The following is a 20,295-nucleotide window of genomic DNA, read 5'->3' as shown; positions in this document are numbered from 1 at the left end:
CTACCTCAGCTTCAGGGTGGCAAGGCCGACCAGTACCAGAATCACGGTGATAATCCAGAAACGGACGATCACACGCGGCTCGGGCCAGCCCTTGAGTTCAAAGTGGTGGTGAATCGGTGCCATGCGGAACACACGGCGACCGGTCAGCTTGAAGGAAGCAACCTGAATAACGACTGACAGGGTCTCCATCACGAACACACCGCCCATGATGAACAGGACGATTTCCTGACGGACGATCACCGCGATGGTGCCCAGGGCTGCGCCCAGCGCCAGCGCGCCAACGTCGCCCATGAAAACCTGTGCCGGATAGGTGTTGAACCAGAGGAAGCCCAGGCCCGCGCCAATCAGCGCGCCGCAGAATACGATCAACTCACCGGCGCCCGGCACATAAGGAATCAGCAGGTACTCAGCGAACTTCACGTTACCCGAGAGATAGCAGAAGATCCCCAGCCCGCCGCCAACCATCACGGTTGGCATGATCGCCAGGCCGTCCAGGCCGTCGGTCAGGTTGACCGCGTTGCTCGAACCGACGATCACGAAATAAGTCAGCACGATGAAGCCTGCGCCCAGCGCAATGCTGTGATCCTTGAGCATCGGCAGGATCAGGGTGGTTTCCACCGGCGTTGTTGCGGTCATGAAAAGGAAGATCGCCGCCCCCAGGCCGAACACCGATTGCCAGAAGTATTTCCAGCGACTCGGCAGACCACGGGAATTCTTCTCGATCACCTTGCGGTAGTCGTCGACCCAGCCGATGGCGCCGAACAGCAAGGTCACCAGCAGCACGGTCCATACGTAGCGATTGCTCAGGTCAGCCCAGAGCAAGGTGCTGACGCCGATGGACGAAAGAATCAGCGCGCCGCCCATGGTCGGGGTGCCCGACTTGGACAGGTGCGATTGTGGACCGTCGTTGCGAACGGATTGACCGATCTGACGGTTCTGCAAAGTACGGATCATCCACGGGCCATAGCACAGCGACAAAACCAGCGCGGTCAGCACACCGAGGATCCCGCGCAGGGTCAGGTACTGGAAGACCGCGAAGCCTTTGTAGAACTGTTGCATATACTCCGCTAGCAGCAGCAGCATTAATGTTTCTCCAGACGGGTCCCGCACAAAGCGGCAACGATGTTTTCCATCGCAGCGCTGCGCGAGCCTTTGATCAAAATGGTGGTGTTTGTGTCTTGCTCGGCGTCGAGGGCCTTGATCAGTTCAGCCTGTGTGCTGAAGTGCCAGGCCTGCTCACCGAAAGCGTTCACGGCGTGAGCCATCATTGGCCCGACGGCATAAAGCGCGGATACCTTGCCGCGGGCGTACTCGCCCACATCGCGGTGCCCCTGCTCCGCCCATTCGCCCAACTCGCCGATATCCCCGAGCACCAGGACGGTGCGGCCGGAAAAGCCGGCGAGTATATCAACGGCGGCACACATGGAGGTGGGGTTTGCGTTATAGGTGTCATCGATCACGCGCATGCCATTGCTGGCCAGTTGCGCGACGGTGCGGCCCTTGACCGGCTGCACCGCGCCAAGGCCGGTGACGATGCCGGACAGCGATACGCCCAGCGCATGGGCTGCCGCTGCGGCGGCCAGGGCATTGGCGACGTTATGGGTGCCGAGCAGGTTCAGCTGAACCCGTTCCTCGCCCTCAGGACTGTGCAGAATGAAGGCCGGGCAACCGCGAGCGTCACGGTCCAGATCGCTGGCGTAGAAGTCGGCGCTGACATTGCTCAGGGCGAACGTCAGCACTTGGCGACCGGCAGCGCGGGCGTTCCAGATGGCGAACGCCTTGTCGTCGAGATTGAGCACGGCAACGCCATCGGCCTCCAGCCCTTCAATGATCTCGCCCTTGGCCTCGACAATTTTTTCCGGCCCGCCGAACTCGCCGACGTGGGCCGTCCCGGCGTTGTTGAGCACGGCCACATGCGGCTTGGTCATGGCGACGGTGTAGGCAATTTCACCGAGCCGGGAAGCGCCCAGTTCGATCACTGCAGCGGTGTGTTCCGGCGCGAGTTCGAGCAGGGTCAGCGGCACGCCGAGGTCATTGTTCAGATTGCCACGGGTCGCCAGTACCGAACCGCGCGTGCGCAGGATGCCGGCGAGCATTTCCTTGACCGTGGTCTTGCCGCTGGAACCGGTGATGGCGGCCACGGGATGGGTGAACGCGGCACGATTCATCGCGCCCAGTTGCCCAAGGGCCTGGCGGGTATCCTTGACCAGCAATTGCGGCAGTGCGCTGTCGGCGACTTCACGCTCGACCAACGCAGCGGCGGCGCCTTGGCTGGCCACATCGTTCAAATAGTCATGGCCATCGAAGCGCGGACCGGTCAGGGCAATAAACAGTTGGCCGGGCTTGATGGCACGACTGTCGATACTGATGCCATCGAACGAGGCATCGGCCATGAGCAGCTGGCCGTTCAGCGCGCCGGTCAGTTCGCTCAGTTTCAACGCTTTAAGCATGGGCCACCTCCCACGCGGTCAAGGCATGATCGGCCTCGACCAGATCGGAGAATGCGTGACGCTGGCCGTTGATTTCCTGATAGTCCTCATGACCTTTGCCGGCCAGGACAATCACGTCATCTGCCGAAGCGCCGGCAATCAACTGAGCGATCGCCTGGCCACGGCCAGCGACGAAAGTGACTTTATCCACAGCCGTGAAGCCGGCGCGGATGTCATCGAAAATCACTGTTGGGTCTTCGGTACGCGGGTTGTCGTCGGTCACCAGCACACCGTCGGCCAGGCGCTCGACCACTTCGGCCATCAGCGGACGCTTGCCGCGATCACGATCACCGCCACAACCGAACAGGCACAGCAATCGACCTTTGGCGTGTGGACGCAGGGCCATCAAGACTTTTTCCAGCGCGTCCGGCGTGTGGGCGTAATCGACCACCACCAAAGGCTGGGAACCCCCGCCGAGCCGCTGCATGCGACCGGCCGGGCCTTCGAGTTTCGGCAGCACCTTGAGAATTTCGTCCAGGGCGTAGTCCAGACCGAGCAAGGCGCCAATGGCGGCAAGCACGTTGCTCAGGTTGAAGCGACCGAGCAAGGCGCTGCGCAGGAGGTGTTGGCCCTGTGGTGTAACCAGGGTGGCACGTACGCCTTCGTCGTCGAACTGCGCTTCACGGCAATAAAGATAGGCGCTGGAATTTTCCAGGCTGTAGGTGATCAGCCGCGACTCACGTTTTTCGGTGGCCAGTCGCCGGCCGAAATCGTCGTCCAGGTTGACCACGCGGCATTTCAGATCGTTCCAGGCAAACAGTTTGGCCTTGGCTTCGCCGTAGGCCTGCATGGTGCCGTGGTAATCCAGATGATCACGGGACAGGTTGGTCATCACCGCCACATCGAACGCCAACGCAGTCACGCGGCCCTGATCCAGACCGTGGGAAGAGACTTCCATCGCCACGGCTTTGGCACCGGCCTTTTTCAGGTCGGCGAGGGTCGCTTGCACGGCGATCGGGTTCGGCGTGGTATGCAGGCCGCTTTGCAGCGCGCCGTAGAAACCGGAGCCCAGGGTGCCGACGATGCCGCAATGCTGACCTAGCAAATCCAGCGCTTGCGCGACCAACTGAGTTACGCTGGTTTTACCGTTGGTGCCGGTGACGCCGATCAGATTCAGATGGCGGCTCGGATCACCGTAAAAACGCCCCGCGATGTCCGACAACTGCGCCGCCAGACCCTTGACCGGAATCAGCGGCACGTCGGTGATCGGCAGCACTGTTGCGCCTTCGACTTCGTAAGCCACGGCCGCGACCCCGCGCTGCAAGGCGTCGGCAATGTGCGCTCGACCGTCGAACTTGCCGCCAGGAACGGCTAGAAACAGATCGCCCGCCCGCACATTGCGGCTGTCCAGGGTCAGTTCGCGGATCAGCAGATCGCGACCGGCGTGGGCGAAAATCTTGTTCAGGCTCAGAGACATCAGCCGCGCCCTCCATTGGCTTTCAGCGGAACGACCGGTGTTGCGTTCGCTTGTTGAACAGGTGGCAGATTGTCCGGTGTGATGTTCATCAGGCGCAGGGTCCCGGACATCACTTTGCTGAACACTGGCGCCGATACCAGGCCACCGTAGTAACCGGCCTTGGTCGGCTCATCGATCACCACCACTATCGCGTAGCGCGGATCGCTCATCGGACCGAAGCCGGCAAACAGCGAGCGGTAGGAGTTCACGGCATAGCCTTTGGTGCCGACCGACGTTTTACGTGCGGTACCCGACTTGCCCCCTACGTGATACGCCGGCACCTGCGCCCGGAACACACCGCGCGGGGCCTCGATCACTTGCTGCAGCATGGTTTGCATGGTTTTCGCGACCGCTTCCGGCAGCACTTCGGTGGATTGCGGTACCTTGTCGGTTTTGATCAGCGTCAGCGGCGCGAGGCGACCGTTGTTGGCCAGGGCCGAGAAGGCGTGGACCAACTGGATCGCGGTCACGGAAATGCCGTAGCCGTAGGACAACGTGGCGGTTTCAGCCTTGCGCCATTCGCGGTAGTTCGGCAGGTTGCCGACGCGCTCGCCCGGGAAACCCAGACCGGTATCCTGGCCGAGGCCGACTTTCTGTGCCAGACGGAAAATGGTTTCGCCGCCGATGTCGAACGCGACCTTACTCATGCCGACGTTACTGGAATTGATCAGAATCCCGGTCAGGTCGAGGACGGGACCTTCGGATTTGGAAACGTCACGAATGGTGTACTTGCCCAGCTGCAGCGTGCCCGGGTAAACCTCGACGGTATCGCTTGGTTTCCAGCGACCGGTTTCGATGGCGGCGCTCATGGAGATCGCTTTCATGGTCGAACCCGGCTCGAACACATCGATCATCGCGCGGTTACGCATCATCGCCGGTTGCAGGTTGCGCCGATTGTTCGGGTTGTAGGTCGGCTGGTTGACCATGGCGAGAATCTCGCCGGTCTTCACGTCCATGATCACCAGGCTGCCAGCCTTGGCGCCGTTCTCGATGATCGCGTTTCGCAGTTCACGGTTGGCCAGATATTGCAGGCGCAGGTCAATGGACAACGCCAAGGGCTTACCGGCCTTGGCGTTTTTGGTGACCTGGACATCCTTGATAAGTCGGCCGCGCCGGTCCTTGATAACCTGTCGCTTGCCCGGCACCCCGGCCAGCCATTCGTCGTAGGCCAGCTCAACCCCTTCTCGACCGTGGTCGTCGATGTCGGTAAATCCGACCATGTGCGCGGTGACTTCACCGGCCGGGTAGAAACGCCGAAATTCTTCAATGCCATAAACGCCCGGCACTTTCAGATCGAGCACGGACTGACCTTGCTCGGGGGTGAGCCCGCGCACCAGGTAAATGAATTCTTTATTGGCCTGAGCTTCGAGACGTTCGGCCAGGGCTTTGGGATCCTGACCCAGCGCCGCGGCCAGTGCTGGCCACTTCTCTTTGGCCAGCTGCATTTCCTTGGCATTGGCCCACAGGGTGGTGACCGGCGTACTCACGGCCAAAGGCTCGCCATTACGGTCGGTGATCAGGCCACGGTGAGCCGGAATCGGGATATGTCGAACACTGCGCGCATCGCCCTGGCCTTTCAGAAAGGCACGATCGACCACTTGCAGATCGATGATGCGCCAGGCAATGGCCGCGACCATGATGCCGAGCAAACCCAGCACCAGGCGGAAACGCCACGGGAAGAGCGCGCCTTCGAGTTTCATCATGGCGCCACCATCTGCACTTCAGCGGCGCCGGGAATGCGCATCTTCAGTTGCTCGGTCGCCAGGACTTCGATACGGCTGTGGGCAGTCCAGGTGCTCTGTTCGAGAATCAACCGACCCCATTCCGCCTGCGCCTTGTCGCGCACGCTCAACTCATTGTACAGCGAGTTCAGCAGCTGCCGGTTCCAGTGGGCGCTGTAGGACACGCCGACCGCAGACACGAGCACGCCGATAAACAGCAGCAGCATGAAAAAGCTTCCGCCAGGAAGTGGCTTGGCAAAAAGCTTGCTCACCGCAGCTTCTCCGCGACACGCATGATGGCGCTACGGGAACGCGGGTTGGCTTTGAGTTCGGCCTCGGAGGCGGACTGCGCTTTGCCATGGACTTTGATTTTCGGTTCGAAGGCGACGTGACGCACCGGCAGGTTGCGCGGCAGGTTGTCGGCTTCGCCTTTCACCAGTTTGCGCATGAACAGTTTGACGATCCGGTCTTCCAGCGAATGGAAGCTGATAACCACCAGACGACCGCCGACTTCCAGACATTCCAGGGCGGCTTCGAGGCCGGCCTCCAGATCGCCCAGTTCGTTGTTGACGTGGATGCGCAAGCCCTGGAATGCACGGGTGGCCGGGTTCTTGCCCTTTTCCCACGCAGGGTTGGCGACTTTCAGGACTTCGGCCAGGTCAGCGGTGCGCTCGAACGGCTTGATGTCGCGACGCTCGGCCACGGCACGGGCCATGCGGCCGGAAAAACGTTCTTCGCCGTATTCCTTGAACACCCGGGCAATTTCTTCCACCGGCGCGGTATTGACGAATTCGGCAGCGCTGATCCCGCGGGACGGGTCCATGCGCATGTCCAGCGGGCCATCGTTGAGGAAGCTGAAGCCGCGCTCAGGGTCGTCGAGCTGCGGCGAAGACACGCCAAGATCGAGCAGAACGCCGCTGACCTTGCCCGCCAGGCCGCGTTCGGCGACTTCCGAACCGAGCTCGGCAAAGCTACGCTGTACAACGACAAAGCGGCCGTCTTCGGCCGCTAGCGTTTGCCCGGTGGCAATCGCTTGAGGATCTTTATCGAATCCGAGCACCCGACCATCGGGACCGAGCTGGCTGAGGATCAACCGGCTGTGTCCGCCACGCCCGAACGTACCGTCCAGATAGCAGCCATCAGGGCGTACGGCGAGAGCCTCGACGGCTTCGTCAAGCAGTACGGTGATGTGGTTAAAGCCGCTATCAATAGTCACAGGATCAAATCACGCAGTTCATCAGGCATGGCGCCCGGTTGTTGAATGGCAGCCAGATCCGCGGCAGAAACCGCATCCCAGGCATCCTCGTCCCACAATTGGAACTTGTTCAGTTGGCCTACCAGCATCGCGCGCTTATCCAACTTGGCATATTCACGAAGACGCGGCGGAACCAGAAAACGACCACTGCCATCGAGCTCGAGGTCGACGGCATTACCAATCAGTAAACGTTGCAGACGGCGATTCTCTTCGCGAAGCGAAGGCAGTGCGCGCAGTTTGGTTTCGATAATTTCCCACTCATCGAGGGGATAAACACACAGACATGGATCAACGGCATCGATGGTGACGATCAACTGACCGGAACTGCGCGAAACCAGCTCGTCACGGTACCGACTCGGCATGGCGAGACGGCCCTTTGCATCGAGACTGATTGCATTAGCTCCGCGAAACACGAGCGTTTCTCCAGATTGTAGCGTTTATAGCTCAAAAAACCCACTTCATGCCACTTTCCGCCACTTGTGCACACTATAGGAATGCGGCTGCCGCACCGTCAAGGCGCACATCAAAGGAAAACCCTTACAGAACTTGGATTTAGGAGCCTAAAGGGGGGGGCAACGAGGATCTGGCAGGCGAAGCTGCTCAATAACTTGAGCCAACACAGAAGGTTGGGCTCTGAAGTTAAAGTAGTTTGTTAAGAGTAAGATTTTTTCGATATTACGAAAGCGGTTCTGCTGACGATTCTGAAAGGAGGGAAATTGCCATCACGGCACCCCTGCCCAGTGAGCAAAGCAGAGGTTGGAAAAAAGGTGGAGAGTCGATCTGTAAGCCGGGTTCTGTCTTGAACAGTCATTCGTCTACGATGGCCATCACTGGACATCTTTAGCAACCTACCCGGTCCCAGCGCGGGCCACGCCTTGGGACCCTATTTGGTCTTGCTCCAAGTGGGGTTTACCTAGCCACGAACTGTTGCCAGTCGTGCGGTGCGCTCTTACCGCACCTTTTCACCCTTACCGGCGCCAAAGCGCTTAGGCGGTTATTTTCTGTGGCACTTTCCGTAGGCTCACGCCTCCCAGGCATTACCTGGCACTTCGCCCTATGGAGCCCGGACTTTCCTCCCCCCCCTAATTTTCATAGAGGGCAGCGACTGTCCGATCGACTCTCCGCCGCGAAGGTTAACGGTAGAGCGGCCGAAGAACAAGCGCTAAACACCTTTGGCCATGCCTTCGCGTCGGGTTTTACTCGCCCTTCTGTTTATCCAGCGCGACCTGGTAGAGCACATTCTTGCGCTCGCCGGTAATCTGCGCCGCCAACGCGGCGGCACGCTTGAGCGGCATTTCTTCGAGCAACAGATTGAGGATACGCATCGCTTCACTGCTGACGGCGTCCTCGGTTTCGGGCGCCGACCAGCCCGCCACCAACACCACGCATTCGCCGCGCTGCTGATTGCTGTCCGACTCGACGAACTCGCGAAGCCCGGCCAACGGCAAGCCCTTGAGCGTTTCAAACGTTTTGGTCAGTTCGCGCGCCAGCAACGCCGGACGCTCCGGCCCGAAGACCAGCTCCATGTCTTGCAGGCATTCAAGGATGCGGTGCGGGGCCTCATAGAAAATCAGCGTGCGCGGCTCTTCCTTTACCAACTCCAGACGAGCACGGCGACCCACAGCCTTGGCGGGGAGGAAGCCCTCGAAAATGAAACGATCCGACGGCAGGCCCGCCGCCGACAACGCCGCAATCAATGCGCAAGCACCGGGAACCGGCACCACATTGATGCCTGCGGCACGGGCCTGACGCACCAGGTGATAACCCGGATCGGAAATCAGCGGCGTCCCGGCATCAGAGATCAGCGCCACGTCGTCACCGGCCAGCAGGCGGGTAATAAAGCGGCTACCTTCATCCCGTTCGTTGTGTTCATGGCACGCCGCCAGCGGTGTGGAAATGCCGAAGTGCTGCATCAACCGCTGCGAGTGGCGGGTGTCTTCGGCGGCAATCAAGGCCACCTCGCGCAGGATCTTCAGTGCACGCGCACTGATGTCGTCCAGGTTGCCGATGGGCGTCGCCACCACATAAAGCGAGCCAGCAGCGGAATTCAAAGCACCTGGAGCAGTCAAAGCGCACACCTCATGATCGGTAAAAGCCGCCATTGTAGCGCGTAGCGACGCTCGCGACAGGCGCAAGCCATCCTCGGTTTTTCTGCCTTTTATGCCGTACTGCAACATTTGCATGAGCTAAATTGATCGATTCACACCAGTAACATCGCGCCCCGGCCAGTGCTTGGGTACAATTCCACGCTAATTTGATCGAGTATCAGGAACACTACATGATCGCTTGCCTGCGGCTGTTCACTGCCCTCTGCCTCGCTGCCTTGCTGGCGGCTTGCGCCAGCTCGCCCTCCTCCAGCCTTGGCGAACTTCCACGGACCCCTGATGCCAGTATCGAGCAACTGCTCCAACAGGCCGCTCAAAGCAAAGACCCGGAAAAAGCCGCATTGCTGCGCCTGAATGCGGCAGACCTGGCCTATCGTCAGGGCAATGCCGGCCAGTCCGCGCAAATCCTGCAACAAGTGCCCGTCGAGCAACTCAAACCCGGCCCGCAGGTTTTCGCCAGCACCCTGGCGGCTGAACTGGCCCTGGCCCGCAATCAGCCGAAAGCGGCGCTGACGGCGCTGAGCCATCCAAGCCTGCAACACCTGGCTCAATTGCCTGTCGAGCAGCAGGTTCGCACCGGCACCGTGCATGCCCGCGCCCTTGAAGCCGATGGCCAGACACTGGCCGCCGCACGGGCGCGCATCTTCATCGCGCCGATGCTGGAAGGTGAAGCGGCCGGCAAGAACCACGAAGCGATCTGGACCCTGATCGCCTCGCTGCCGACCGATCAATTGCAGCCGACCTCCGCCGATGACCTCGGCGGCTGGATGAGCCTGGCCCTGGCGGTGAAAACCGCCGGCACCCTGGAACAGCAGCAAGCCGCGATCGACAACTGGCGCGAACAGAATCCAAAGCATCCCGCTGCCCTTCAACTGCCGTTGCCGCTGACCAAACTCAAGGAACTGGCCAGCCAGCCCCTGGGCAAGATCGGCCTGCTGCTGCCGCAGGACGGCCCGTTGGCTGCGGTTGGCAAAGCGTTGCGCGAAGGCTTCATGGCCGCTCACTACCAGGCGCAACAGGCCGGTCAGCAACCACCCGCCATCGAGTTCTATGACAGCTCGCGCCTGACGTCCCTGGACGATTTCTATCGCAAGGCCCAGGCCGATGGCGTGCAACTGGTCGTCGGTCCACTGGAGAAGCCGCTGGTCAAGCAGCTCAGCACTCGCCCGCAATTGCCGATCACCACCCTGGCGCTGAACTACAGCGAAGGTGAACAAGGTCCGGGACAGCTGTTCCAGTTCGGCCTGGCTGCCGAAGACGAAGCCCGCGAAGTATCCCGTCGCGCTCGCGCCGATGGCCTGCATCGCGCCGCCATCATGGTGCCGAAAGGCGAATGGGGCGACCGCGTCATGAGGGCTTTCAGTCAGGACTGGCAGGCCAACGGCGGCAGCATCGTCGCGACAGAACGCGTCGATCAGCCGGTGCAACTGGCCCAACAGATTGCCGACATGTTCCAGCTGCGCCAGAGCGAAGGCCGCGCCAAGACCCTGCAGAGCACCGTTGGCGGACAGGTCGCTGCCCAGCCTTCGCGTCGCCAGGACATCGAGTTCATCTTTCTCGCGGCAACGCCTCAGCAAGCCCAGCAGATCAAGCCGACCCTGAATTTCCAATACGCGGGTGACGTACCGGTCTACGCCACCTCCCACGTGTTCAGTGCCAGCGGCGACCAGAACCAGTACAACGACATGAATGGCGTGCGGTTCTGCGAAACCCCTTGGTTGCTGGACGCCAACGATCCACTGCGCCGCCAGGTCACCGCTCAATGGCCACAAGCGGGCGGCAGCCTGGGTCGCCTGTACGCGATGGGCGTCGACGCTTATCGCCTGGCTCCACGCCTGGGGCAACTCAAGGCCTTGCCGGACAGCCGTATCGAAGGTCAATCGGGCAGCCTGGGCATGACGCAGAACCAACGCGTGGTGCGCCAGTTGCCATGGGCCCAGTTCGTCAATGGTCAGGTTCAACGCCTGCCGGACACCTCACGCTGATGCCTGACAGGTCACGCCAACAAAGCGGAAAAGATGCCGAGCGCCACGCGCTCGAGCACCTTCAGCAACAGGGTCTGCGCCTGCTGGCGCAGAACTGGTTGTGTAAACGCGGCGAGCTTGATCTGGTCATGCTTGATGGCGATACAGTAGTATTCGTTGAAGTCCGCTACAGAAAAAACACCCAATGGGGTGGCGCACTCGATAGCATCGATGGGCGCAAACGGCAGAAACTGATTTTCGCCGCGCAGTATTTTCTTCAGCGCGAGTCGCGTTGGGCCAATTCCCCCTGCCGCTTCGACGTGATTGCCATCGACAGCAATCTCGATCAGTTGAACTGGTTGCAGAATGCCTTCGACAGCTGATCGCTTGTGCCGCGAACCGGACACTTTCACCCAACACTTTTGCTCTTTGCTTTGCGGGCTGCACATTCATGTGCCCAGTAGCCGCGCTAATTAAGGTCACACAGATGGACATGCAATCGCGAATTCGCCAGCTTTTTCAGGCCAGTATCGACACCAAGCAACAGGCGATGGAAGTACTTGCACCGCACATCGAGCAAGCCAGCCAGGTCATGGTCAACGCCCTGCTCAACGAGGGCAAAATGCTCTCCTGCGGCAACGGCGGTTCCGCCGGCGATGCCCAGCACTTCTCGTCGGAGCTGCTCAACCGCTTCGAACGTGAACGCCCGAGCCTGCCAGCCATCGCGCTGACCACCGACAGCTCGACGATCACCTCGATCGCCAATGACTACAGCTACAACGAAATTTTCTCTAAACAGATCCGCGCCCTCGGCCAGCCGGGCGATGTATTGCTGGCGATTTCCACCAGCGGCAACTCGGCAAACATAATTCAAGCGATCCAGGCCGCACATGATCGCGAAATGATTGTCGTAGCATTGACGGGTCGTGATGGCGGCGGCATGGCATCGCTGCTTTTGCCCGAGGACGTCGAAATTCGCGTACCGGCCAACGTCACCGCACGTATTCAAGAAGTCCACCTGCTGGCGATCCATTGCCTTTGCGACTTGATCGACAGCCAACTGTTCGGGAGTGAAGAATGACCCCTAATCGCCTAGGCCTACTGGCCTTGACCCTGTGCCTCGGCATCAGCGGCTGCACCTCGGTGGTTAACGCCAGCCGTGAAGCGCCGATCCAGGATGACCGCGGCACGCGCACCTTCGGCAGCAAGATCGACGACTCCCTGATCGACACCAAGGTCGGTGTGAACATCGCCAAGGCCGACCCGGCCCTGGACAACGACTCGCACATCGTCGTCACCAGCTTCAACGGTGTCGTGCTGCTCGCCGGGCAAACCCCGCGCGCCGACCTCAAGGCCAAGGCGGAACAAGCTGCCGCTGCGGTTCAGCGGGTGAAGACGGTGCACAACGAACTGCAGGTTCTGCCACCTTCGGGCTTCCTTGCCCGCCAGAACGACACCTGGCTGACCTCCAAGATCAAGACCCAGATGCTCACCGACCCGAACATCCCCGGCTCGCGCATCAAGGTGGTTACCGAGAACGGCATCGTCTACCTGCTGGGTCTGCTGACCAAACAGGAAGCTGCCCAGGCGACCAACCTGGTGCAAGGCGTTTCTGGTGTGCAGAAGATCGTGAAATTGTTCGAATACATCGACTGATAGACCACCGATCTGCAGGTTTGAAGGTGGTGAAGTAATAAAAAAGGCGATCCTTTCGGATCGCCTTTTTTATTACTTCACCACCTTCAAACTCGGTCGACCGCTGGGACGCGGCGGCTCACTGTCGGGTGGCGGAATATCATCATCTGCCTCGATCTCCTCCTCGCCATCCATAGGCGATTCCAGATCGAACACCATGCCCTGACCGTTCTCCCGGGCGTAAATACCCAGGATCGATGCGATAGGCACGTACAGGGTATGCGGCACGCCACCGAAGCGCCCTTCGAAGCTGACCGCCTCGTTGTCCATGTGCAGATGGCGCACGGCCGCCGGCGATACGTTCAGGACAATCTGTCCGTCACTGGCAAAACCCTGAGGCACCTGTACCGACGGATACTCGGAATTGACCAGCATGTGCGGGGTGCAATCGTTGTCCACAATCCACTCGTAGAGCGCGCGGACCAGATAAGGTCGACTGGAGTTCATAGCGGCTCCTTAAGCCTTAGCGCATATCGCGTTCGACACCAGACAGACTCGCCTGGAATGCCTCACGCGCAAACGAGCGCTCCATGTAATCAAGCAGCGGCTTGGCAGGCCGCGGCAGTTCAATGCCCAGAATCGGCAATCGCCAGAGTATTGGCAATAGGCAGCAGTCCACCAGACTTTGTTCCTCGCTGAGGAAAAACGGCTTGTCGGCGAACAACGCCGACACACCAGTCAGGCTTTCGCGCAGCTCTTTACGAGCCACGACACGGGCCGCTTCCTTGGTCCGCGAATCCAGGATCAGATCCACCAGACCACACCAGTCACGCTGAATGCGATGAATCAGCAGACGGCTGTTGGCACGCGCCACGGGATAAACCGGCAGTAACGGCGGGTGCGGGTAACGCTCATCCAGATATTCCATCACTACGGTCGACTCCCACAACGCCAGGTCACGATCGACCAGGGTGGGCAGGCTGCCGTAAGGGTTCACTTCAATCAGTTTAGGCGGCTGGCGACCAGCTTCCACGTAAATGATCTCGGCGCTGACACCCTTCTCTGCAAGCACGATACGTACTCGGTGGGAATAGTGGTCGGCGGGGTCGGAGTAACAGGCCAACCGATTGGTCACGCCCATGGCGGTCCTCCTCGCTTGTTGAAATTATCGGAAGCGGAAAAACGAGCGCGCCCAGAGGGCGCCTCCCGTAACGCCTGGATCACCAGGCTCGTTACACCTTCAGAGACGCCCTTGGGCGCGCGCGATTAACAGCAATTGCTTGAAGCTTTATCAGTGCACGTCTTTCCAGTACTCACGCTTGAGCAAATAGGCGAATACGAAGAAGAACGCCAGGTACAGCAATACGTACGTACCGATGCGCTGATGTTGCAGCTTAACCGGGTTAGCCGAGTAAGCGAGGAAGGTTACCAGATTCTTGACCTTCTCATCGAACTGCTCTTCGGTCAGAGCACCGCTTTTCGGCACGATGGTCAGCTGATCGCACGCTTCATGAGTCAGCGGCGTACCGGTCAGCGGATCATATTGCTTCTTGCCGTCTTCGACGACCTGAACCTGTTTGCAACCGACTACCTGACGTCCTTGCAGACCGACCAGAACGTTAGGCATCCCGACGTTCGGGAAGACCTTGTTGTTGACGCCCCAAGGGCGCGCAGGGTCTTCGTAGAATGACTTCAGGTAGCCATAGAGCCAATCGGTGCCACGCACGCGAGCGACCAGGGTCAGATCGGGCGGTGCCGCGCCGAACCAGGTCTTGGCATCCGCCGGCTGCATGCCGATACTCATGTGGTCGCCGATCTTGGCGCCCGTGAACACCAGGTTCGAGAGCATCAGCTCGTGCGGGATGCCCAGGTCATCGGCAACACGCTCGTAACGCTGGAACTTGGCGCTGTGGCAGCCCATGCAGTAGTTGGCGAACGTACGTGCGCCATCCTGCAGGGCGGCCTTGTCGGAAACGTCGATGTCGACCTTTTCCAGCTCTGGACCACCGTGCTCAGCGGCAAAGGACAGTACAGGCATGGCAGCAAGAATCAGTACAGCAAATAGCTTTTTCATCAGCCAGTCACCCTTTCCGGAACCGGTTTGGTCTTCTCGAGCCTGGTGTAGAACGGCATCAGAATGAAGTAGGCGAAGTACAGGAATGTACACACCTGCGACAGCAACGTACGCCCTGGAGTCGGAGCCAGAACACCCAGGATGCCCAGGATCACGAACGATACGCAGAACACCACCAGCCAGATTTTGCTCAGCCAGCCTTTGTAGCGCATCGACTTGACCGGACTGCGATCCAGCCACGGCAGGACGAACAGCACCGCAATGGCCGCACCCATGGCGATAACACCAAGGAGCTTGTCCGGAACCGCCCGCAGAATCGCGTAGAACGGCGTGAAGTACCAGACCGGAGCAATGTGCTCTGGGGTCTTGAAGGCGTTCGCCACTTCAAAGTTCGGCTTCTCGAGGAAGTAGCCGCCCATTTCCGGGAAGAAGAACACGATCGAGCAGAAGATGAACAGGAACACCACCACGCCGACGATATCTTTCACGGTGTAGTACGGGTGGAAGGCAATGCCGTCCAGCGGTACGCCGTTTTCGTCTTTATATTTCTTGATGTCCACTCCGTCGGGATTGTTCGAACCGACCTCGTGCAGCGCCAGAACGTGCAGCACCACCAGACCGAGAATCACGATCGGCAGGGCCACGACGTGCAAGGCGAAGAAGCGGTTCAGGGTGATACCGGAAATCAGGTAGTCACCACGGATCCACTGCGTCAGGTCGTCGCCGATAACCGGGATCGCACCGAACAGCGAGATGATCACCTGGGCGCCCCAGTAAGACATCTGGCCCCACGGCAGCAGGTAACCCATGAAGGCTTCAGCCATCAGCGCCAGGTAGATCAGCATGCCGAAGACCCACACCAGCTCGCGCGGCTTCTGATACGAACCGTAGAGCAAGCCACGGAACATGTGCAGATAAACCACGATGAAGAACATCGAAGCGCCGACCGCGTGCAGCAGACGCAGGATCGAGCCGTACTCGACGTCGCGCATGATGTATTCGACGGAAGCAAACGCTTCTTCCGCCGACGGGGTGTAGCTCATGGTCAGCCAGACACCGGTAACGATCTGGTTGACCAGGACGAGCAGCGCCAGGGAGCCAAAGAAATAGAAGAAGTTGAAGTTCTTCGGGGCGTAGTACTTGCTGAGATGGTCTTCCCACATTTTGGTCGCGGGAAAGCGCGCATCAACCCAATCCATGAACTTGCTCATCACGCTTTCTCCGTATCGACGCCAACGACAATGATGTCATCGGTCTCATAGGAATGCGGGGGAACTGGCAGGTTCAAAGGCGCAGGTTGCGACTTGTAGACGCGGCCAGCCAGATCGTAGTGGGAACCGTGGCAAGGGCAGAAATAACCACCTACCCAGTCCTTGCCCAGATCCGCAGGTGCCACTTCTGGACGGAAGGTCGGCGAGCAACCCAGGTGCGTGCAGATACCGATCAGCAGCAGGACCTCTGGCTTGATCGAACGCGTTTCTGGATCGACGTAGGTCGGTTGTGTCGAGTTCTTGGAGGCAGGGTCAGACAACTGGCCCTCGATCTTCTTCAGATTCCCCAGGATTTCCGCGGTTCGGCGGACAATGAATACTGGCTGACCGCGCCACTCAGCAATCATCTGCTGGCCTGGTTCGATTTTGCTGACATTCACTTTCACCGGTGCACCTGCGGCTTTCGCCTTGGCACTGGGAAACCATGACCCCACGAACGGGACCGCAGCCCCCACCGCTCCTGCAGCACCCACCACGGATGTGGCTGCTACCAAGAAGCGACGCCGGCCTGCATTCACGCCGTCATTGCTCATTCAGTCCTCTCCCATCAGCTTTGTGGCCTGTTAAATCAGGCATCTACTAAGTAAAACTATGTACTTATAAAAATTTTGCCGAATGGTAATGAAAAGCCCCAATTCTGACAAGGTAATTACCGAGGGGCTTCACTGCCAAGCCTTGCAGTATAGGGCTTCTGCGGATGTGGCAAGTTGTCACAGAACAATTTCCTGATAAATCGCGCCCATAAAAAAACGCCCGGCTCCGCAAGGAACCAGGCGTTCTTTTTGAACGCGAAAGCGAATTAACGCTTCGAGTACTGCGGACGCTTACGCGCTTTACGCAGACCAACTTTCTTACGTTCAACTTCACGAGCATCGCGAGTCACGAAGCCAGCTTTGCGCAGAGCGCCACGCAGGGTTTCGTCGTACTGCATCAGTGCGCGAGTGATACCGTGGCGGATTGCGCCAGCTTGACCACTCACACCACCGCCGATCACGGTGACGTAGATGTCGAATTTCTCGACAGTCTCAGTCAATTCCAGCGGCTGACGAACTACCATGCGGGCAGTTTCGCGGCCGAAGAAATTTTCCAGGGTGCGGTTGTTGATCGAGATGTTACCAGTACCCGGACGCAGGAAAACGCGTGCGGTTGCGGTCTTGCGACGGCCAGTGCCGTAATTTTGAGTCGCCGACATAATGAACTATTCCGTTAAAACTTCAGTTCTTGGGGCTGCTGAGCAGTATGAGGGTGTACAGCGCCCGCATAGACTTTCAGCTTACGATACATGTCGCGACCCAGCGGGTTCTTAGGCAGCATGCCTTTGACCGCAGTCTCGATCACGCGCTCAGGGGCTTTAGCGATCAGCTTTTCGAAGTTGATCGACTTGATGCCGCCCGGGAAACCGGAGTGGGAGTAGTAGATCTTGTCGGTGGTTTTAGCACCAGTTACACGAATCTGCTCGGCATTGATAACGACGATGTAGTCGCCGGTGTCAACGTGAGGAGTGTACTCAGCTTTATGCTTGCCACGCAGACGGCTCGCGATTTCGGTGGCCAGACGACCCAGGGTCTGACCTGCAGCGTCGACGACAAACCAGTCGCGCTGTACTGTTTCCGGTTTAGCAGTAAAAGTTTTCATTCTTTATAGCCTCAGGGGCCGCCCTGTAAATTAGACGGCGGATCTTACTGAATAGTGCGTACTTTGACAAGTCAAAGGCAGCCGGATACAGACGCTTTCGGGGGCTCGGGTCGGCGCGTCCGTTCAACGGCAAGATTCTTCGGCGGCGGCGCATCACTTCCACTGCAGAAAGAGGTGCGCAATTATGCAGATTGCGAAAAAAAATTCAACCTGCTTTTATGATTGTTTTGCCAAAGGAGCACCCGATGGACTATCGCCAGCTAGGCCGAACCAATCTGAACGTGAGTGCAATCTGCCTCGGAACCATGACCTGGGGCGAGCAAAACAGCGAAGCTGAAGCCTTCGCCCAGATTGAACGGGCCAAAGGCGCCGGGATCAATTTCATCGACACCGCCGAGATGTACCCGGTGCCGCCCAAGGCCGAAACCTACGCCACCACCGAACGCTACATCGGCAATTACTTCAAGAGCCGCGGCGATCGCGCCGACTGGATCCTGGCCAGCAAGATCGCCGGCCCCGGCAATACCATCGACTACATCCGCGACAAAAACCTGCGGCACAACCGCCAGCACATCACCGAAGCCGTCGATGCCAGCCTCAAGCGCCTGCAGACCGACTACATCGATCTCTATCAACTGCACTGGCCGGAGCGCAGCACCAACTTCTTCGGCCAGCTGGGCTACAAACACCAGACCGAAGCCAACCTCACGCCGCTGGAAGACACCCTCGAAGCCCTGGACGAACAGGTCAGGGCCGGCAAGATCCGCCACATCGGCCTGTCCAATGAAACGCCCTGGGGCACCATGCGCTTTCTCGCCCTGGCCGAAGCCCGTGGCTGGCCGCGAGCGGTGTCGATCCAGAACCCCTATAACCTGCTCAACCGCAGCTTCGAGATCGGCCTGGCGGAAATTGCCATCCGCGAACAATGCGGATTGCTCGCCTATTCGCCGCTGGCGTTCGGTTTTCTGTCGGGCAAGTACGAAGGCGGCGCACGTCCACCGAAAGGCCGCCTGAGCCTCTACAGCCGCTTCAGCCGTTATTTCAATCCGCAGTCGGAAGCGGCATGCAGCCGATATGTTGCGCTGGCGCGTGAGCACGGCCTGGATCCGGCGCAAATGGCGCTGGCGTTCGTCACGCAGCAACCGTTCGTCACCAGCAACATCATTGGCGCGACGACGTTGGAGCAGCTTGAAAGCAATATGGCGAGTTTCGAGCTGAAACTTTCCGATGAAGTGCTGGCGGGGATCGAGGCGATTCACAAGGATCACCCGAATCCGGCACCTTGATGGATTCATAAACCCAATCGCGAGCAAGCTCGCTCCCACAGTTGATCTGCGTCGAGCCACACATGTGTGATCGACATAGAACCCTGTGGGAGCGAGCTTGCTCCGGGCGGCGATCCGACGATGAGGGCCTGACAGTCACCTCAAAATCAAAGCGACCGCGCAATAATCTCCTTCATGATTTCATTGGTCCCGGCATAAATCCGCTGCACCCGCGCATCCGCCCAGGCCCGGGCGATCGGGTATTCCCACATGAACCCGTAACCGCCATGCAGCTGCACGCACTCATCGAGCACCTTGCATTGCAGGTCGGTGCCCCAATACTTGGCCATCGCCGCCGTCGGCACATCAAGCTTGCCTTGCAGGTGCAGTTCCAGACAGCGATCAACAAACACCCGGCCGATCTGAATCTCGGTCGCCATCTCCGCCAGCTTGAAACGCGTGTTCTGGAAATCGGCAATCGCCTTGCCAAACGCCTTGCGCTCACGGGTGTAATCCAGTGTCCACTGCAGCGCCGCCTCAGCCGAGGCCAAACCGCCGATGGCAACGGTAAGCCGCTCCTGGGGCAACTCCTGCATCAGGTAGGCAAAACCCATCCCCGCTTGCCCCAGCAGGTTTTCCTTGGGCACCCGGACGTCCTGGAAGAACAGTTCCGAGGTGTCCTGAGCCTTCATGCCGACTTTTTCCAGGCGCTTGCCCTTGGCGAAGCCCGGTGTATCCGCTTCGACCAGAAACAGACTGGTGCCCTTCGCGCCGGCCTTCGGATCGGTCTTGGCCACGACAATCACCAGGTCCGCCAGAAAACCGTTGGTGATGAAGGTTTTCGAGCCGTTGATCACATAGTCATCGCCGTCCAGCACCGCGGTGGTCTTTACCCCTTGCAGGTCGGAACCGGCGCCCGGTTCGGTCATGGCAATGGCGGTGACCATTTCGCCGGACACCAGTTTCGGCAGGTATTTACGCTTCAGCGCTTCACTGCCGTAATGCAGGATGTAAGGCGCAACAATGTCCGAATGAAGAGAAAAACCGATCCCGGTCAGGCCCAGGCGTCCCACCTCTTCGATCACCACCGCGCTATACAGAAAGTCCGCCCCCAGCCCGCCATATTCTTCCGGCAGATGCGAACAGAGCATCCCCGCCTCCCCCGCCTTGTTCCAGAGTTTGCGGTCGATGTAGCCTTGTTTTTCCCATTGCCCATGAAAGGGCACGGCCTCTTTTTCGAGGAAGGTTCGCACACTGTCGCGAAACAGTTCGTGCTCGGGACTGAACAAGGTTCTGGGAATCATGCGGCACCTGTCGTAATTGCTGGAAGGAGTTGTCCTTCAGAGACTAAGCCGCGCTTGCGATACAGGACACTGGACACATCAGACAAAAAATAAGACGATCCAGCCGTCTGGTGACCACTTT

Annotated in this window: 21 protein-coding genes and 1 other RNA gene; 5 read left to right on the top strand and 17 right to left on the bottom strand. The window is 59.3% G+C overall.

What is annotated here, in order from left to right; translation table 11 throughout:
- The 9 genes from mraY to rsmI form a co-directional block, all read right to left on the bottom strand.
- The gene (mraY, locus tag ACA067_RS04430; RefSeq protein ID WP_150767359.1) at window positions 1-1,083 is read right to left on the bottom strand and encodes a phospho-N-acetylmuramoyl-pentapeptide-transferase; all 1,083 of its coding nucleotides are present in this window, start codon (window positions 1,081-1,083) and stop codon (window positions 1-3) included.
- Window positions 1,083-2,450 carry a UDP-N-acetylmuramoyl-tripeptide--D-alanyl-D-alanine ligase gene (locus ACA067_RS04425; protein WP_497460756.1) on the bottom strand — a complete coding sequence of 456 codons (1,368 nt, stop codon included), beginning with the start codon at window positions 2,448-2,450 and terminating at the stop codon, window positions 1,083-1,085. The genes mraY and ACA067_RS04425 overlap by 1 nt, the downstream gene beginning before the upstream one ends.
- Window positions 2,443-3,906, bottom strand: a complete 1,464-nt coding sequence (locus ACA067_RS04420) for a UDP-N-acetylmuramoyl-L-alanyl-D-glutamate--2,6-diaminopimelate ligase (protein ID WP_497460755.1) — start codon at window positions 3,904-3,906, stop codon at window positions 2,443-2,445. The genes ACA067_RS04425 and ACA067_RS04420 overlap by 8 nt, the downstream gene beginning before the upstream one ends.
- Window positions 3,906-5,645 (bottom strand): peptidoglycan D,D-transpeptidase FtsI family protein, encoded by a 1,740-nt coding sequence (locus tag ACA067_RS04415; protein ID WP_497462730.1) that lies wholly within the window; start codon window positions 5,643-5,645, stop codon window positions 3,906-3,908. The genes ACA067_RS04420 and ACA067_RS04415 overlap by 1 nt, the downstream gene beginning before the upstream one ends.
- Window positions 5,645-5,938 carry a cell division protein FtsL gene (ftsL, locus tag ACA067_RS04410; protein ID WP_137803789.1) on the bottom strand — a complete coding sequence of 98 codons (294 nt, stop codon included), beginning with the start codon at window positions 5,936-5,938 and terminating at the stop codon, window positions 5,645-5,647. The genes ACA067_RS04415 and ftsL overlap by 1 nt, the downstream gene beginning before the upstream one ends.
- A complete protein-coding gene (gene rsmH, locus ACA067_RS04405) occupies window positions 5,935-6,882 on the bottom strand; it encodes a 16S rRNA (cytosine(1402)-N(4))-methyltransferase RsmH (RefSeq protein ID WP_497455376.1) in 948 nt (315 codons plus the stop codon). The genes ftsL and rsmH overlap by 4 nt, the downstream gene beginning before the upstream one ends.
- A complete protein-coding gene (mraZ, locus tag ACA067_RS04400; protein WP_008147486.1) occupies window positions 6,879-7,334 on the bottom strand; it encodes a division/cell wall cluster transcriptional repressor MraZ in 456 nt (151 codons plus the stop codon). Before mraZ ends, rsmH begins: the two co-directional genes overlap by 4 nt.
- Before the next feature lie 354 nt (window positions 7,335-7,688).
- Window positions 7,689-8,042, bottom strand: an RNA gene (gene rnpB / locus ACA067_RS04395) — RNase P RNA component class A.
- A 75-nt stretch (window positions 8,043-8,117) separates the two neighbouring features.
- Entirely contained in the window at window positions 8,118-9,023 is a 906-nt protein-coding gene (rsmI, locus tag ACA067_RS04390) for a 16S rRNA (cytidine(1402)-2'-O)-methyltransferase (RefSeq protein WP_497462729.1), read from the bottom strand.
- A 176-nt stretch (window positions 9,024-9,199) separates the two neighbouring features.
- Here rsmI and ACA067_RS04385 point away from each other — a divergent pair, with 176 nt between their 5' ends.
- The 4 genes from ACA067_RS04385 (at window position 9,200) to ACA067_RS04370 (ending at window position 12,646) form a co-directional block, all read left to right on the top strand.
- Window positions 9,200-11,011, top strand: a complete 1,812-nt coding sequence (locus ACA067_RS04385; RefSeq protein WP_497460754.1) for a penicillin-binding protein activator — start codon at window positions 9,200-9,202, stop codon at window positions 11,009-11,011.
- Window positions 11,011-11,373, top strand: coding sequence for a YraN family protein (locus tag ACA067_RS04380; protein ID WP_221109653.1), 363 nt, complete (start codon window positions 11,011-11,013; stop codon window positions 11,371-11,373). Before ACA067_RS04385 ends, ACA067_RS04380 begins: the two co-directional genes overlap by 1 nt.
- A 104-nt stretch (window positions 11,374-11,477) precedes the next feature.
- Window positions 11,478-12,071, top strand: a complete 594-nt coding sequence (locus ACA067_RS04375; protein ID WP_007972584.1) for a phosphoheptose isomerase — start codon at window positions 11,478-11,480, stop codon at window positions 12,069-12,071.
- Window positions 12,068-12,646, top strand: coding sequence for a BON domain-containing protein (locus ACA067_RS04370; protein ID WP_497460753.1), 579 nt, complete (start codon window positions 12,068-12,070; stop codon window positions 12,644-12,646). Before ACA067_RS04375 ends, ACA067_RS04370 begins: the two co-directional genes overlap by 4 nt.
- 72 nt (window positions 12,647-12,718) lie before the next feature.
- Here the strand turns inward: ACA067_RS04370 and ACA067_RS04365 are convergent, their stop codons facing one another.
- From ACA067_RS04365 to rplM, 7 genes are all read right to left on the bottom strand, one after another.
- Window positions 12,719-13,132, bottom strand: a complete 414-nt coding sequence (locus tag ACA067_RS04365; RefSeq protein ID WP_497460752.1) for a ClpXP protease specificity-enhancing factor — start codon at window positions 13,130-13,132, stop codon at window positions 12,719-12,721.
- Between the two features lie 16 nt (window positions 13,133-13,148).
- Window positions 13,149-13,766, bottom strand: a complete 618-nt coding sequence (locus ACA067_RS04360) for a glutathione S-transferase N-terminal domain-containing protein (protein WP_497438610.1) — start codon at window positions 13,764-13,766, stop codon at window positions 13,149-13,151.
- A 150-nt stretch (window positions 13,767-13,916) separates the two neighbouring features.
- Window positions 13,917-14,699, bottom strand: coding sequence for a cytochrome c1 (locus ACA067_RS04355; protein WP_497460751.1), 783 nt, complete (start codon window positions 14,697-14,699; stop codon window positions 13,917-13,919).
- Window positions 14,699-15,910, bottom strand: coding sequence for a cytochrome b (locus tag ACA067_RS04350; protein ID WP_497460750.1), 1,212 nt, complete (start codon window positions 15,908-15,910; stop codon window positions 14,699-14,701). The genes ACA067_RS04355 and ACA067_RS04350 overlap by 1 nt, the downstream gene beginning before the upstream one ends.
- Window positions 15,910-16,503: a ubiquinol-cytochrome c reductase iron-sulfur subunit gene (petA, locus tag ACA067_RS04345; RefSeq protein ID WP_497460749.1), complete on the bottom strand. Its 594-nt coding sequence runs from the start codon at window positions 16,501-16,503 to the stop codon at window positions 15,910-15,912. The genes ACA067_RS04350 and petA overlap by 1 nt, the downstream gene beginning before the upstream one ends.
- Window positions 16,504-16,769: 266 nt before the next feature.
- Window positions 16,770-17,162 (bottom strand): 30S ribosomal protein S9, encoded by a 393-nt coding sequence (gene rpsI, locus ACA067_RS04340; protein ID WP_003216038.1) that lies wholly within the window; start codon window positions 17,160-17,162, stop codon window positions 16,770-16,772.
- A 14-nt stretch (window positions 17,163-17,176) separates the two neighbouring features.
- On the bottom strand, window positions 17,177-17,605 hold the full coding sequence (rplM, locus tag ACA067_RS04335) for a 50S ribosomal protein L13 (protein WP_007905295.1): 429 nt from the start codon (window positions 17,603-17,605) through the stop codon (window positions 17,177-17,179).
- Between the two features lie 245 nt (window positions 17,606-17,850).
- Here rplM and ACA067_RS04330 point away from each other — a divergent pair, with 245 nt between their 5' ends.
- Complete coding sequence (locus tag ACA067_RS04330; protein ID WP_497460748.1) at window positions 17,851-18,891, top strand: NADP(H)-dependent aldo-keto reductase; 1,041 nt, start codon at window positions 17,851-17,853, stop codon at window positions 18,889-18,891.
- Window positions 18,892-19,037: 146 nt separating this feature from the next.
- Here the strand turns inward: ACA067_RS04330 and ACA067_RS04325 are convergent, their stop codons facing one another.
- On the bottom strand, window positions 19,038-20,174 hold the full coding sequence (locus ACA067_RS04325) for an acyl-CoA dehydrogenase family protein (RefSeq protein ID WP_497460747.1): 1,137 nt from the start codon (window positions 20,172-20,174) through the stop codon (window positions 19,038-19,040).
- Between the last annotated feature and the right edge of the window lie 121 nt (window positions 20,175-20,295).

Source organism: Pseudomonas sp. LBUM1674 (assembly GCF_059695635.1).
Note: the sequence above shows the minus strand (reverse complement) of the source record. Positions and strands in the feature narration are given on the sequence as shown.